Below are 14,207 nucleotides of genomic sequence, written 5' to 3'. Positions count from 1 at the left end.
TACCAATGGGTCACGATATGATTTGCAATAGGTTTTGCTAGAATAAAATATCCGTGAGAGCGAAATGCCCCCACGGATATTTTTTGTTATCACGATTTTTTCTCACGGCTTTTGAGCCATATTTTTCGTATTAGTATGGCAAGTAAAATTCCTGCCACTGCACCGCTTGTGTCGATAAGAACATCACGCACCTGCCCTGCACGCCCTGGCACGAAAAGCTGATGTATCTCATCGCTTGAAGCGTAGATGCAAGAAAAAACTGCCGCAAAAAGCCCTCTGTATCCAAGCTTTTTCACCTTTGAAAAATTGATGAACGCAAGTATTCCAAGCAAGGCGTATTCGCTGAAATGCGCAAGCTTTCTTATGATGAACGTGGCGGTGTCCTTGTATTCCGCCTGCGCTGTAGTGTCAAGGCTGTCATATACAGGGTTGACAAATTCTATCACTGTGTTAAACACCGCATTTGATTGCTTGTTGGACTCGTCAGCATTGTTTGCCGAAAACATGAATATCACCACGCACCACAGCACAAGTGCCGACCCTTTAAGTATTATCTTTATCCTGCCTTTTGAAGTTGCTTTCAATGTAGCCTTTCAGCTCCTCTTTTTTGTTTTCCACCTTTTCGTCTATAACACCGTTCAATGCAAGCTCCAGCCCGATGCCGATATCCTTTCCGCCAAAGCCCATTTGTAAAAGATCCTTGCCGTTTATGTCAAGGTCGCAAATGTGGATACACTCGTTGTCCTCTTTTATCTCCATTGCAAGCTCTGCGATATGGTCAAGTTCTGCAAGCTTTTCCTGCCGTTTGTAGTCCGACTGGGCATATGTGTCAGCCCTGCGCACCTCCAGATAATCCATAACAAAGTCAAAGTCATGCTGAGCCATAAATCTCCGCACCGACTTTTTCGTGGCAGATATCCTGTTGTCATGCTCCCATATAAGCTCATAAATATATTTCGACGAAGCGTTGTCTATCCTGAGCCTTTTTAATATCTTCTCCGCCATGTAAGCACCCTGGAACTGGTGCTTTTTAAAGTGCGAAATGCCGTTCTCGTCAACAGTGTGCATTCTCGGCTTGCCGATATCGTGAAGAAGCATAGTAAGCCTCATCTGCCACTGTGGTCTGACGTTCTCAACGCTCAAACAAATGTGACCGTAAACATCAAGAAAATGGTGGGGATTGTTCTGCCTGAAATCAAAGCTTTCCCGAAGCTCAGGTATGAACACCGCTATGACCTCACGATAGTCAAGCAATATCTTCCTTACACCCTTTCCACAGAGAAGCTTTTTAAGCTCCGACGCAATGCGTTCGGCGGAAATGCTTTTTAAAAGCTCACGTTGTTCAAGTATAGCCTTTGAGGTCTTTTCCTCGATCTCAAACCCAAGGCATGAAGAAAATCTCAGCCCTCTTAATATCCTCAGAGCGTCCTCGTCAAAACGCTTTTCAGGTTCGCCAACGCATTTTATAATACCCTTTTCAAGGTCGCCTTGTCCACCGTAAAGGTCAATAAGCCCCTCTTTTGGTGAGTATGCCATAGCGTTCACAGTAAAGTCACGACGTTTTAAGTCCTCCTCCAGCGAGCTTTCAAATGTCACCTGAGCAGGCTTTCTATGCCCTATATACTCTCCGTCACTGCGATAACAGGTTATCTCCACCGGCTCGCCCTCTATCAAAACAGTGAGCGTGCCATGCTTTAGCCCGGTTTCAATAGTGCGGAAATTTGCGAAAACTTCAAGCATTTTGTCAGGGGTGCAGTTTGTGCAGACATCGTAATCATGAGGCTTTTTGCCAAGCAAACTATCTCTTACACAGCCACCGACTATATATCCCTCGTAGCCGCACTCATTCAGCCTGTCAAGAGCCGTCTTGACAAACTGCGGAATAAAGATCTCCAATTTACTGCCTCCCTTTATAGTTTTGTGAATTATGTGGGACTTTCGGGTCATAATATTTACATGAATATCTCGAAAATAATTGACCCCAAAATCTCACGGAGAGCGTTCCTCGCCCTCACGGGTATAGTGAGCGCACTTATGCAATCTATCTTGAATTTGCCGTGGCTTGCGTTTTTTATCTTTGCACCAATGGTGCATTGCCTGTCAGTCTGCCATGAAAAAAAGGCTTTCAGGCTTGATTTTCTGTGCTTTTTTGTACCATATTATCTTTTTCAGCTCACTTTTATGCTCACTATATGGAAAATATGTCCTCTGCCGTCCTTTGCCTCTATACCTCTTGCTACTTTAGCGTGGTTAGGTCTGACCTTGTGGGAGTGTATCCTTATGTATCTTCCACTGAGCCTTTTCCTGCCCCTGCGACCGCATCTCAAACACCGTTTGTCTGAGATAGTTTTGCTCTGCCTGCTTTTGACAGCAGGGGAGTGGCTTCAAGAGAAAGTTCCGATTTTGGCGTTTCCGTGGTCTGCGTCATGGCTAGCTGTAACAAGTTCGCCACTGCTTTTGCAATCCGCCACGCTCATAAGCTGCCGCCTTACAAGCTTTATAATTTTCCTGCTCAACGGTCTGCATGGGGAGATATATACTAGCAAAAAGCGTTTTGCCTACACCGCCTTTGCAATGCTTTTGCAGGGGGCAAATTTAAGCTACGGACTTTATTCCATAAACCTCGACAAAAAGCTTGATAAAATCTACCCTCAGATAGACGTTATCTGCGCACAGGATAGTCTGGAGGGCAGGGAAAAATCACACCGTAAAGCCCTTGACTCAGCACGCTCCTATCTTTCTATAATGGAAAGCTGTTGGCGGTGGGGTACTGATCTTGTTCTGCTTCCTGAAACTGCCGTGTCGAAAGACTATGACGAACAGCTAAAAGAATTTTCCCTTATATCAGACTTTGCCGCCACCCATGGGTGTACCCTTGTGACAGGCTCGTTCTATCTTGAAAACGGCAAGGATTACAACGCCCTTTTCGCCTATGATAAAAACGGCATTGCGTCTTCGCCCTACCTGAAACAAGTGCTTGTGCCTTTCGGTGAAAAGACACCTTTTGCAGGCATTTTCCACCTTGACACTATGAGCGAATGTGCAGACGAAAGACACACCAAGCCCCTCACTTCCGACGGCATGACCATAGGCTCTGTTATCTGCATAGAGTCCATTTTCCCAAGCCTTGTGAGCCGACAGAAAGAGCAGGGCGCACAGATAATTTGCGTTTCCACCAACGATTCATGGTTTGGCAAAAGCTCCGCCCGTGAACAGCATTACCGCCACTGCATAATGCGAGCAGTTGAGAACAGAAGATATGTCCTCCGTGCAGGAAACTGCGGAATATCGGCGATAATATCTCCCACAGGCGAGCAACTGTCCGTAAAATCGGACAAGGCAAAAGGTGCGGTGTGGGGAAAAGTTACCCTTATTGGCAGGTGACTTTTTTCACCACTCTATCTCAAAAAGTCTAGCCATATAAGGTCTGTCAAACTTAACAGAAACACAGCCCGTGGCTTTAGAAAACTCCACAGGGGTTTCGCTGAAATCAGGATAATTGCACTTCACCCTTGCGTCAACACCCTTGAGGAAGCCTATAGGCAAAACGCAGGTGTCGCTCTTGCCCTCTCTCCTCCATACGGCAAGATAAGCCTTGTTGCCGTTTCTCAGACCGAGAGATACCCAGTCGTCCGAAAATTTGGACAGCCCCAAGCTCCAGAACGGCACTGCTTCCTTTATGTCCGCCCTTATCTTCTTGTAAACGCTGATAGCTTCCTTGACAAGTGCCTTGCGCTCAGGGTCGATGTTGCCAAGGTGACCGCTCTGGTGGATACGCAGAAGCATAGCGTTAATCATGTTGAAAACAACTTCCTCCCTGTCACCTGATGTGATAGGATAAGCCCAGATAGCCGATTGCTCAGGGCAAAGTGCAGTAGGGGAGTTCGCCGCAATGGTGCAGTATTTTTTGTAATCGTCCTGATCTGATGTGGATTGAATGGAGTATCTTGACAGCATCGCATAATCCATTCTGAGTCCACCGCTGGAGCAGTTTTCTATAATAAGGTCAGGGTGACGAGCAAAAACACCGTCAAGCCATTCAAGATAAGCCTTTTCATGACCCCACAGACCCTCGCCAACGCTGTCGCAGTTCTGCTCAGTGCCTATACCAGGCTCTATGTTGTAATCCATTTTTATGTAGCCAATGCCGTATTCCGAAACGAGCCTGTCTATTACCTCGTCAGCGTGAGCACGGACTTTCGGATTCCTGAAATCAAGCTGATAACGGCTTCTGTCATAGACTCTCTTGCCGTGACGTGTGAAGAACCAACTGTCATCGCAAACGCTGTCCACAAGCGGACACTTTATTCCCATGACCTCTATTTCAAGCCAAAGCCCAGGTATCATGCCCTTTTTGCGGATATAGTCGGCAACTTCCTTTACGCCGTTAGGAAAACGCTTCCTGCTCTCTTTCCATTCGCCGACCTCGTCCCACCAAAAGCCGTCAGCATACCAGCCTGCGTCAATGCAGAAATATTCACAGCCTGCCTCTGCCGCAGCGTCCACAAGGGGAAACTCCTTTTCAGCCGTTGGGTCACCCCACAGACAGTTCATGTAGTCGTTGAATATTACCGCAAGCCTCTGATTGTCCTTGTTGCGGCGGCGTATCTTTCTGCGGTATTTCGTCAGCTCGCCCATAGCCTTGTCAAAGCTGCCGGCCACAGAGCCTACTGCACATTTCACGCTTTCTATGCTCTCGTTAGGCACAAGGTTTTTATACCAGTGGGACTCTATCTCTGACGGACCTGAAAGCTGTAAATAGAAGTGTCCTCCCACGTCCGAAAGCTCCCAGTGCCAAGAACCGTTTTGCTCTATCTGCCAAAACAGCACCGAGCCTGCTTCGGTGTTTTCAAGCACACCCATTGGTATGTATTCCTTTGCCGACCAGTTTCCAACGTTTGTGCAGGCAAAAACCTTTGATGAACGCTGTTCCGTAGGCTTTGCAGATGAAGCAAGCCCCACCTGTTCAAGGGTGTAGTCCTGCCACTGCAATTCACGCTGCCATGAGTTGTGGCATACCCATATCTTCATCTTGTCCTCAGGCTTTTTAAGCCCCTCTTTTTCTACGCCCGTCAGCGCAAAGGAGGACATATATTCAATGGTCTGTACCTCGCTGCCCTTGTTTGTAAGGGTAGTCCAACAGCGTACAACAGACGTGCCGGTGTAAAACTGATAGTGGGACACAGCTTCAAGACCTGTGCCCTCATCAAATGTCACAAGCTCAAGCTTTCTGCCATAATCATTGTTCACATCACGGAAATCCTTGAACTTCATTCTCCAACCTGGTGCGGTCACAATATATTTGTTGCCGTGACGCTCGTCAGGACGGTCGATACCGCTCGCCTGTATCTCTACAGGTCTGAAAGTTTTCAGCCCCATGTATGAAGCCGTCTTGGCTTCATCAAAAGGCAGAGCAGAGAAGTGCAGAAGCTTCGCCTCGTTGTCGTCTGTTATCTCAAATACTATATTAATGCCGTTTTCATATATCTCAATACGTTTCATATGGCGTATTTCCCTTCGTGATCTGTTTATCTGTACATATTATCGTACACTTATATCATTTTCGCAAGCTCGTCAAGTATCCTGTGAGCGGCTTGCTCTTTGGTCATAATAGGCAGCTCCACAGCACCGCCCTCAGTGATAAGGGTGATAACATTAGTGTCCGTCTTGAAGCCTGCGCCAGCGGTCTTTAGTGAGTTTGCGCATATCATATCGCAGTTTTTGTTGGTGAGCTTTTTCTCAGAGTTCTTGATAACGTCCTGCGTTTCCATGGAAAAACCGCATATGACCTGACCGTCACGTTTGTGCTGACCTAGATAGCCAAGAATATCCTGCGTGCGTTTTAGCTCTATCTTCATGTCATCGTCAGACTTTTTTATCTTGTTGTCAGCCACCGCAACAGGCGTGTAGTCAGCCACAGCCGCCGCCTTTACGATAATATCCTGCTCAGGAGCAAGCTTTGTGACAGCTTCAAACATATCCGCCGCAGACTTTACGTTCACAACGTCCACGAACATAGGTGGCAAAACTTCCATGTGACCTGCCACCAACGTCACCTTTGCACCTCTTTGCATAGCCGCTTTAGCAAGTGCACAGCCCATTTTTCCGCTTGAATGATTAGTGATGTACCTCACAGGGTCGATAGCCTCCATGGTCGCACCAGCCGTAACAAGCACCTTTTTGCCTGCAAGATCCTTCTCAAAAGCAAGCTCCCGAAGAATGTATTCAAACAACACCTCAGGCTCAGGCATTCTGCCGTCGCCGTCATCACCGTTTGCAAGCATACCTCTGTCAGGAGCGATCATCTCGTAGCCGAAACGTTCAAGCTTCTGGATATTGTCCTGCACAATAGGATTGTGATACATATTGTGATTCATGGCAGGGGATATCATTTTCTTGCAAGGGCAAGCCATGACAGTGGTGGTGAGCATATCGTCAGCAATGCCGTATGCTATCTTTCCGATAACATTAGCGGAAGCAGGAGCGATCATAACAAGGTCAGCCTGCTTTGCAAGAGCAACGTGTTCAACACTGTATTGAAAATTTCTGTCAAAAGTATCTATAAGGCACTTGTTGCCTGTAAGGGATTCAAAAGTGATAGGGTTTATAAATTGAGTGGCGTTCTGTGTCATGAGTACCTGAACATTGCAGCCTTGCTTTTTAAGCAGTCTTGCTAAAGTTGGGATCTTGTAAGCCGCAATACTGCCGCTGACGCCGAGAACGACCGTCTTACCTGAAAGAAGCATAGAGATGACCTCCTTAGTGGAATATATAAGGCAACACCGCACAAAGCCCGCCTGACGGCTTTGCACGCCATCTGCTTGCAGATTTTCCGTCATATCACACAAAAATCTGACTACGCATCTGACGCACAATCTTTGTGCGGTATTGCCTTAAATATAGTATAACACAGATCATGTTGAAATGCAAGATTTCAAGTGATAAGTGAGCATGGAAAATAACAGAAAACCGCTGCCCACAGATGCCCGTGAACAGCGGTCTGAACCATATGTCAATCCTTGTATTGCGAAGTTATCCCGAAGTATTCTTCAAGAGAAAGTCCGCTGTTGGTTATGTTTTGTGCTAAAGGCGTGCCTACATATCTTATATGCCAAGGCTCGTACTGATAACCGGTGTAAGCCTCCTTGCCCTTTGGATAACGAATTATAAAACCATATTTCGCACAGTTGTTGGCAAGCCACTTGGCTTCTCTTGTGCCGCCAAATGAGTCGCTGGCGTTGTTTACGTCTATTGCCATGCCCGTCTGATGGTCGCTGTAGCCGGGTCTTGCGGAGTATTTGTCTGCCGCAGCCTTGCCGTCACGGTTGCAGTACATATTATAAAGGTACCTCTGATCGTAATAAGAGCGGTAGCCTGAGCATACCCACAGGCTTATGCCGTCTTTATATGCAGCGGTCTGCATCTTTTTGAATGCCGCTGATGTTTCTTTGGTCAGACCCTTTGGGTCATAGCTTGCAGGGAGGGAATATGTTTTGTTCGCCAAAAGGACTCCGTCAACATAGCTCATGCCGTTTATGACCTCGACAGTGTGGTCTGGGGTCTTGACGGTTATCTCCTCGGAATATGCTCCATAGTGATTTGAACCTTTATCGTCCGTCTTGCAGGCTCTTACCTTGAATTTGTATGTAGTCTTTGCGTAAAGTCCGTTTATTGCGCAGGAATTTACCGTAGATGAAGCTATGTTCTTCCACTTGCCGTTTGTGTATATAAACACCTTGTAGCTTGTGCAGCCTACAGACTTCCAGTTAAGGTCAAGTGTAGAAGCGGTGATGTCAGAAGCTTTTACTCCTGTTACCTTCCTTGGATTTGTGGCAGAATTGTAGTTTTCACAATAGTCGCTGTATATCTTAACTCCGTCTACTATCTTATATGCTCTTACCTTGAAATTCTCCCTTGTTGCCGCAGGCAGACCCTTGACAGTGTAGGTCGTGCCTTTCACGTCAGCTATCTCAGGATATTTACCCTTTGAACGCATTCCCACAGAATAGCCGTCTGCACCGCTCACGGCGTTCCAGCTAAGCTTTATAGAGCTTGTGTTAGGGGTCTTAGATGTCAGACCAGTGACCTTGTTCACCGTGACAGCCTGTGCCGTTATCTCCTGCGAATATTTGCCGTAGTGATTTGCACCCTTATCGTCACGCTTGCAGGCTCTTACTTTAAATTTATAGCTTCCTGCGTCAAGTCCTATGACAGTGTAGCTGTTTGTATCCGTCTGCGCTATCTGCTTCCACTTGCCGTTTTCCAGCATAAAGACACGATAGTTTGAACAGCCCACCTTTTTCCATGAAAGGCTAACGGAAGCATTGCCCGTCTGAGCTTTAAGACCGCTTATAGGGCGGGGATTTGTGGCGGAATTGTAGTTCACTGAATAGTCGCCATAGACCTTTTGACCGTTCACTATCTTATAGGCTCTTACCTTGAAGTTCTCCCTCGTTGCCGCAGGCAGACCTGTAACAAGATATGTAGTGTCCGTAACGTCTGCTATCTCAGGATACTGACCCTTTGAACGCATTCCCACAGAATAGCCGTCCGCACCGCTCACAGCGTTCCAGCTAAGTCTTATGGAGCTTATATCAGGGGTTTTAGATGTCAGCCCTGTGACCTGAGGCAGACTTGTCTGCTCCGCAGCTTCAGCCGCCTGCACAGGCATACTCACACTTAGCACGCTGTCAGGTACAGCACCTGCCGCACATATCATCATAGCGGCACAAGCCACTGCCGCTGCATTTTTTCTGTTTATTATCTTTTTCATTTTTCAGACCTCCTTTGATGAAATTCTTTTTCACTTTAAGTATAACACATTTTTACCAGTTTGTAAACACACAATCCCGAATTATTTTTGTTCACATTTTGTTTTTTATGTTTACTTATACTCAGTTGCAAAACCTCTCTTTTGGTTGCTGAAAGAATGTATAAAAAAACAAAGACCGCAGAAAAAATCTACGGTCTTTTGTGGCTGGGGTGGAAGGATTCGAACCTTCGGAATGACGGAGTCAGAGTCCGTTGCCTTACCACTTGGCGACACCCCAATGTTTGTTCGATTTAGCTTGTTTTTGGTTGGGATAGATGGATTCGAACCATCGGAATGACGGAGTCAAAGTCCGCTGCCTTACCTCTTGGCTATATCCCATCGTCATGTCCCTCACTCAAACAGCTTAATCATTATAGCACACCATTTCGGGAAATGCAATACCTTTTAATGTTTATTTACAAAGCATTTACAATGCATTAACATATATGGGCAAAACGACGTAAAACCGTACGATTTTGTAGAAAAACTATTGAAAATAGTCAAAATATGTGATAAAATGACCATAGGAGCGTGGCTCGGAACAAAAAACGAAAGGTCGTAACCGTTATGGAAGAGAAGAAAAAAGGATTTATCAAGAAGTTTGTAAATGAGTTCAAGGCGTTTGCTCTCAAAGGAAACGTCATGGACTTGGCAGTGGGCGTTATCATAGGTGCTGCGTTTCAGGATATCGTGACGTCATTTACGGAGAATTTTATCAATCCGATAATAGGCTGTATAGGCGGTGCTGACGTAGAGGGCAAGATACATTTGCTTGGAAATCAGTACATAAACTACGGCGCATTTCTGACGGCAGTTATCAACTTTATAATCATGGCGTTCGTTATTTTTGTAATAATGAAGGTCATAAACAAGCTTGCGTCACTTGGCAAGCATGAAGAGCCTGAAAAGCCTGCAGAGCCACCGGTGGACATAGTGCTTCTTACAGAGATCAGGGATCTTCTCAAGGCACAGCAGGCGGCTGAGGCGAGCAAAGAGGAAGAAAAGACAGAAGAATAAGATCTGAAACGGTACACTTTTTAAGTTAAGGGACAGCTCCCATGTGGGGCTGTCTTTTTTGTTGGTTATCTTTTTGACGGTATTCGCACAAATTCAGGTAGGGGCAAACACTTTTCTTCTGTAAAAACTCCACAATTATTTATCTTTCACTTTGTCACTTATTCTGTTTTAAATCTCTTTACTTTTTTGTCATCATATGATAAAATAATAACATATATGTTTGTGAATACTTTTAAACTTTTAAGTTTTCTAGCTTTCAAGCTTTTAATTATGAAAGGAAGTTTTTGTATGCCTATAACCGAAATACTGGAGCGTAACGCAAGAGAGTTCGGAAACGATGTTGCTCTGGTAGAGGTCAATCCTGAGATCAGAGAAACCAGACGTGTGACTTGGAAGGAATATGAGCTTATCGAGCCTAACCCGGTCTGTCATTATCGCCGTGAGATAACCTGGAGCGTTTTCAACGAAAAGGCTAACCGCTTTGCCAATCTGCTTTTGTCCCGTGGGGTAAAAAAGGGTGACAAGGTGGGTATCCTGCTTATGAACTGTCTTGAATGGCTGCCTATTTATTTTGGTATCCTCAAGACGGGCGCGCTTGCAGTGCCGCTGAATTTCAGATACACTCCAGAGGAGATAAAATACTGTCTTGACCTTGCCGAGGTGGATATTCTTGTATTTGGCCCTGAATTTATCGGCAGAGTTGAGGAGATAGCTGATGAGATAAGCAAGAACAGACTTCTTTTCTATGTTGGCGAGAACTGTCCGTCATTTGCAGAGCATTATGACAGGCTCACTGCAAACTGCGCAAGCACTACTCCGTACATAGAGCTTACTGACGAAGATGATGCGGCTATCTACTTCTCGTCAGGCACAACAGGCTTTCCGAAGGCTATCCTGCACAATCACGAGAGCCTTATGCACGCCGCAAGAGTTGAGCAGAATCATCACGGTCAGACAAAGGAGGACGTTTTCCTTTGTATCCCTCCGCTTTATCACACAGGTGCGAAGATGCACTGGTTCGGAAGCCTTATCTCAGGGGGCAAGGCGGTGCTTCTCAAGGGCGTGAAGCCTGAATTTATACTTGATACTGTATCGAGGGAAAAGTGTACTATCGTATGGCTTCTTGTGCCTTGGGCGCAGGATATCCTTGACGCTATCGACAGCGGCGAGGTGACACTTTCAAAGTATGAGCTTTCACAGTGGAGACTTATGCACATAGGCGCACAGCCTGTTCCACCGTCACTTATTGCACGCTGGAAAAAGGTTTTCCCTAACCACAAATATGACACTAACTATGGTCTTAGTGAATCTATAGGTCCAGGCTGTGTACACCTTGGTGTGGATAACATTGACAAGGTAGGCGCAATAGGCAAGGCAGGCTTTGGCTGGAAGGTCAAGATAGTTGATGATAAGGGCAACACTGTAAAGCGTGGCGAAGTGGGCGAGCTTTGCGTAAAAGGTCCTGGCGTTATGACCTGCTACTACAGAGATCCAAAGGCGACGGCTGAAACTCTCAAAGACGGCTGGCTTTTCACGGGCGACATGGCTCAGGAGGACGAGGACGGATTTATTTACCTTGTTGACCGCAAAAAGGACGTTATTATAAGTGGTGGAGAAAATCTTTACCCTGTACAGATAGAAGACTTTTTGAGAAGTCACGACGCTATCAGGGACGTGGCAGTAATTGGTCTGCCTGACCAGCGTTTGGGCGAGATAGCGGCGGCAATAATCGAGCTAAAGCCAGATCACCCATGCACAGAGGAAGAGATAATGGCGTTCTGTCAGAAACTTCCGAGATACAAGCGTCCGCACAAGATAATCTTTGCAGACATACCGAGAAACCCGACGGGCAAGATAGAGAAGCCGAAGCTCAGGAAGATATACTGCGGAGAGAGCCTTGTGGCAAAGCAGAATCACGGATAAAAAGTAAAGAGGGGTAACAAAAATGGGACGAGAAGTAGTATTTGCCAACATACGAAAAAGAATGATAGCAATGATAGTTGGCGGTGTGATACTCACGCTAATGGGCGGATTTATCTCATTTGCGGCGGTAGTGGCTGGTGAATACAGTGTATTGATACTTGGACTTTTTGCGCTTACGCCTGGTGTTATATTTCTTATATTTGGCACGTCACGGAGGACGCACCCTGAAAAGAGCGGCATATTCAAAGCCAATCCCGATCTTTTACAGCAGGCTGACGAGCTTTACGCCAACATACAATATCAGGACGATTATATTATCGTATCCGACAGGGTGCTTGCCAACAAGAAAGTGCCATTTCAGATGTGCTGGCGAGAGGAAGCCTACGGCATTTATCAGCATACAGCGAGTATGAATTTCATCAGCTACACCAACGAGATAATCGTCTGCACGAAGCACAAGAAGAATGTACTGCGTTTTAACGTATATGCCAAGGGCAAGGACACCGCCATGGGGCTTATGCAATTGCTTTCCCAATGTTGTCCCAACGCAATGGTAGGTTACACTCCTGAAACGCTTGCATATGTTAAGGAGATGCAGAGGCGTGCTCAGCAATAGATAATGGACAAGCTCTTTGTGCTTAAATTTGCACAAAGGGCTTGACTTTTTTTGTGATTACTTGTATAATAGTATAGTTGACACAAGGAGATGTACCCAAGTGGCTGAAGGGTCCGCACTCGAAATGCGGTAGTACGGCAAAACCGTAGCGAGAGTTCAAATCTCTCCATCTCCGCCAAACGAACAAAAACCACCGTAAATACGGTGGTTTTCTTTTGTATACACGATTTTTACACGATTGTGTTCAATATCTTCACCGCACGTTCTTCCTCTCGTGGGTAGAGGTGCGAGTAGGTGTTCCATGTCATTGATATGTTTGAATGTCCAAGACGCCTTGCTATCTCCTGAATGTTTATGCCCTCATTGGCAAGCAAGGAAGCGTGGCTGTGACGGAAGTCATGAATACGGATACGTTTGACACCTGCCAAGTCTGCAAACTTCTTGTTGGTCTTTTCAAGGGACGTGTCACGGATAGGACGCTCGCCACCACAGATGTACATATCATCACTGAACTTTGGCACTGCTTTCTTACAGCGTTCGTAATGTTCTGACAGCACTGCTCTTAATGGCTCTGGTATTTGTATCGTCCGTATGCTTGGCTTGTTCTTTGGCGGCGTGATACGATCACCGCCTTTAAGCTTCTGAGCAATGCTCTTGGTGATGGATATGTAGCCGTCTTTTATATCCGTCCATTGCAGAGCGTATATCTCGCCTTTTCGCATACCCATGTAAAATGCTATGTTGAAAAATACATAGTAGTTCCATTCGTACATTGAGCCGCCGTCCTCTGCTTCCTGAGCATAATTCTTAGCTGCCGATATGTATTTCTTGAACTCGTCAGGCGTGTAGAAAAGCATTTCTTTCTTGGCTTCAAGGGGCGCTTTGAAGTTGCCTGCGGTGATAACGGGGTTTTTCGGAATGTATTCCATTTTCACAGCATAGTTCATCATTGCACGAAATTCGCCGTAAATGTTCTTTCGTGTGACGATAGCCAATCCCTGCTCCGACAGCTCCTGCTTCCATTTCTGCACCATTGGTACGTTCAGATTATCTATCCTAACGCTTTCAAAGGTGGGCAGGACGTTCTTTCTCAGTATTCTTAGGGACTTGTCCAATGACGTTTCACGGACCTCTGAACGCTTGGCTGTGATGTACTCCGTGAATAGCTGTCCGATAGTCATTTTTGGAGCTATCTCTTTAGTATTGAGCTTTTGTGTAAGCTGGAGTTCAAGCTGCTTAGCCGTCTCTGCGCCAAACACCACACGGTCTATCTGATGAGGCTTTCCGAAACTGTCCGTATAATTGACACGCACACGATATTTTTGCAGACCGTCTTTTCTGATGTTCTTTCCGTTCTTGTCCGTCATTTTGTAGATCGGCATAAATATTCCTCCTATTCTTGACACTTCCTTGAAAGTGTGCTACAATAAAAGGGCAAAATTCGCCCTTTATTGGTCTATTGGTGTGAATTTGAATCGAGCTGATACTGTCAATATCAGTTCACCTGTCCTCTGAGTGCTGTCAACACTCGGAGGACTTTTTTTATTATGTAGTTGCTTCGCTGTATATGATAGGTAAAAAGTCTGTTTCGTTTATTATCTTGACTTTCTTTCCTGCCTCTTGAAGTTCCCTTGCTTTGAGTACCTCAGAGCCGTAATTGCCGTATGACCAATCAGGACTGCCGTAAGCTCCTACTACAAGATAGTCAGTCTTGCCACTTACGGACGTTCGGATAGTTGCACCCATTGCTTCATATATCGGCGTTATCTCACTTGTATCTCCGAGCTGACACTCGCCTGTGAAAACAAGCACCTTGCCGTCAAGGTTTATAAGTTCCTC

10 protein-coding genes, 3 tRNA genes and 1 pseudogene are annotated in these 14,207 nt (G+C 45.9%); 5 read left to right on the top strand and 9 right to left on the bottom strand.

Going from position 1 to position 14,207, the window contains the following annotated elements:
• Positions 1-89: 89 nt before the first annotated feature.
• On the bottom strand, positions 90-584 hold the full coding sequence (locus tag WS40_RS00875; protein ID WP_117857922.1) for a VanZ family protein: 495 nt from the start codon (positions 582-584) through the stop codon (positions 90-92).
• The gene (locus WS40_RS00870) at positions 544-1,896 is read right to left on the bottom strand and encodes a CCA tRNA nucleotidyltransferase (protein ID WP_046439393.1); all 1,353 of its coding nucleotides are present in this window, start codon (positions 1,894-1,896) and stop codon (positions 544-546) included. Before WS40_RS00870 ends, WS40_RS00875 begins: the two co-directional genes overlap by 41 nt.
• A gap of 60 nt (positions 1,897-1,956) precedes the next feature.
• On the opposite strand from WS40_RS00870, the gene lnt reads away from it, so the two are divergent.
• The gene (gene lnt / locus WS40_RS00865) at positions 1,957-3,384 is read left to right on the top strand and encodes an apolipoprotein N-acyltransferase (RefSeq protein ID WP_325208345.1); all 1,428 of its coding nucleotides are present in this window, start codon (positions 1,957-1,959) and stop codon (positions 3,382-3,384) included.
• A 6-nt stretch (positions 3,385-3,390) separates the two neighbouring features.
• Here the strand turns inward: lnt and WS40_RS00860 are convergent, their stop codons facing one another.
• The 5 genes from WS40_RS00860 to WS40_RS00840 form a co-directional block, all read right to left on the bottom strand.
• Positions 3,391-5,502 carry a glycoside hydrolase family 36 protein gene (locus WS40_RS00860; protein WP_046439388.1) on the bottom strand — a complete coding sequence of 704 codons (2,112 nt, stop codon included), beginning with the start codon at positions 5,500-5,502 and terminating at the stop codon, positions 3,391-3,393.
• 50 nt (positions 5,503-5,552) lie between these two features.
• Positions 5,553-6,746 (bottom strand): bifunctional phosphopantothenoylcysteine decarboxylase/phosphopantothenate--cysteine ligase CoaBC, encoded by a 1,194-nt coding sequence (gene coaBC / locus WS40_RS00855; protein WP_046439386.1) that lies wholly within the window; start codon positions 6,744-6,746, stop codon positions 5,553-5,555.
• 266 nt (positions 6,747-7,012) lie between these two features.
• Entirely contained in the window at positions 7,013-8,773 is a 1,761-nt protein-coding gene (locus WS40_RS11215; protein WP_325208344.1) for a D-alanyl-D-alanine carboxypeptidase family protein, read from the bottom strand.
• A gap of 201 nt (positions 8,774-8,974) precedes the next feature.
• A tRNA-Gln gene (locus WS40_RS00845) sits at positions 8,975-9,050 on the bottom strand.
• 25 nt (positions 9,051-9,075) lie between these two features.
• Positions 9,076-9,151, bottom strand: a tRNA-Gln gene (locus tag WS40_RS00840).
• 228 nt (positions 9,152-9,379) lie between these two features.
• Here WS40_RS00840 and mscL point away from each other — a divergent pair.
• The 4 genes from mscL to WS40_RS00815 all read left to right on the top strand — a co-directional run bounded on the left by mscL (position 9,380) and on the right by WS40_RS00815 (position 12,546).
• Positions 9,380-9,829 (top strand): large conductance mechanosensitive channel protein MscL, encoded by a 450-nt coding sequence (gene mscL / locus WS40_RS00835; RefSeq protein WP_046439383.1) that lies wholly within the window; start codon positions 9,380-9,382, stop codon positions 9,827-9,829.
• A gap of 288 nt (positions 9,830-10,117) precedes the next feature.
• Entirely contained in the window at positions 10,118-11,752 is a 1,635-nt protein-coding gene (locus tag WS40_RS00830) for a class I adenylate-forming enzyme family protein (protein ID WP_041337415.1), read from the top strand.
• A gap of 22 nt (positions 11,753-11,774) precedes the next feature.
• Positions 11,775-12,368 carry a hypothetical protein gene (locus tag WS40_RS11210; protein ID WP_051706927.1) on the top strand — a complete coding sequence of 198 codons (594 nt, stop codon included), beginning with the start codon at positions 11,775-11,777 and terminating at the stop codon, positions 12,366-12,368.
• 86 nt (positions 12,369-12,454) lie between these two features.
• A tRNA-Ser gene (locus WS40_RS00815) sits at positions 12,455-12,546 on the top strand.
• A gap of 52 nt (positions 12,547-12,598) precedes the next feature.
• On the opposite strand, the gene WS40_RS00810 is transcribed toward WS40_RS00815, so the two are convergent.
• On the bottom strand, positions 12,599-13,750 hold the full coding sequence (locus tag WS40_RS00810; protein WP_046439377.1) for a site-specific integrase: 1,152 nt from the start codon (positions 13,748-13,750) through the stop codon (positions 12,599-12,601).
• A gap of 163 nt (positions 13,751-13,913) precedes the next feature.
• Positions 13,914-14,207, bottom strand: a pseudogene (locus tag WS40_RS00805) (BRCT domain-containing protein); the annotation flags it as partial.

Origin of the sequence: Ruminococcus sp. N15.MGS-57 (genome assembly GCF_000980385.1) — a bacterium.
GTDB lineage: Bacteria > Bacillota > Clostridia > Oscillospirales > Ruminococcaceae > Hominimerdicola > Hominimerdicola aceti.
The sequence above is the reverse complement of the archived record's forward strand: the minus strand, read 5'-3'. Positions and strand labels throughout refer to the sequence as shown.

Coding starts and splice junctions, on each gene's coding strand:
- lnt (WP_325208345.1), top strand. CDS start 1,957: ATGAATATCTCGAAAATAATTGACCCCAAAATCTCACGGAGAGCGTTC.
- WS40_RS00860 (WP_046439388.1), bottom strand. CDS start 5,502: ATGAAACGTATTGAGATATATGAAAACGGCATTAATATAGTATTTGAG.
- coaBC (WP_046439386.1), bottom strand. CDS start 6,746: ATGCTTCTTTCAGGTAAGACGGTCGTTCTCGGCGTCAGCGGCAGTATT.
- WS40_RS11215 (WP_325208344.1), bottom strand. CDS start 8,773: ATGAAAAAGATAATAAACAGAAAAAATGCAGCGGCAGTGGCTTGTGCC.
- mscL (WP_046439383.1), top strand. CDS start 9,380: ATGGAAGAGAAGAAAAAAGGATTTATCAAGAAGTTTGTAAATGAGTTC.
- WS40_RS00830 (WP_041337415.1), top strand. CDS start 10,118: ATGCCTATAACCGAAATACTGGAGCGTAACGCAAGAGAGTTCGGAAAC.
- WS40_RS11210 (WP_051706927.1), top strand. CDS start 11,775: ATGGGACGAGAAGTAGTATTTGCCAACATACGAAAAAGAATGATAGCA.
- WS40_RS00810 (WP_046439377.1), bottom strand. CDS start 13,750: ATGCCGATCTACAAAATGACGGACAAGAACGGAAAGAACATCAGAAAA.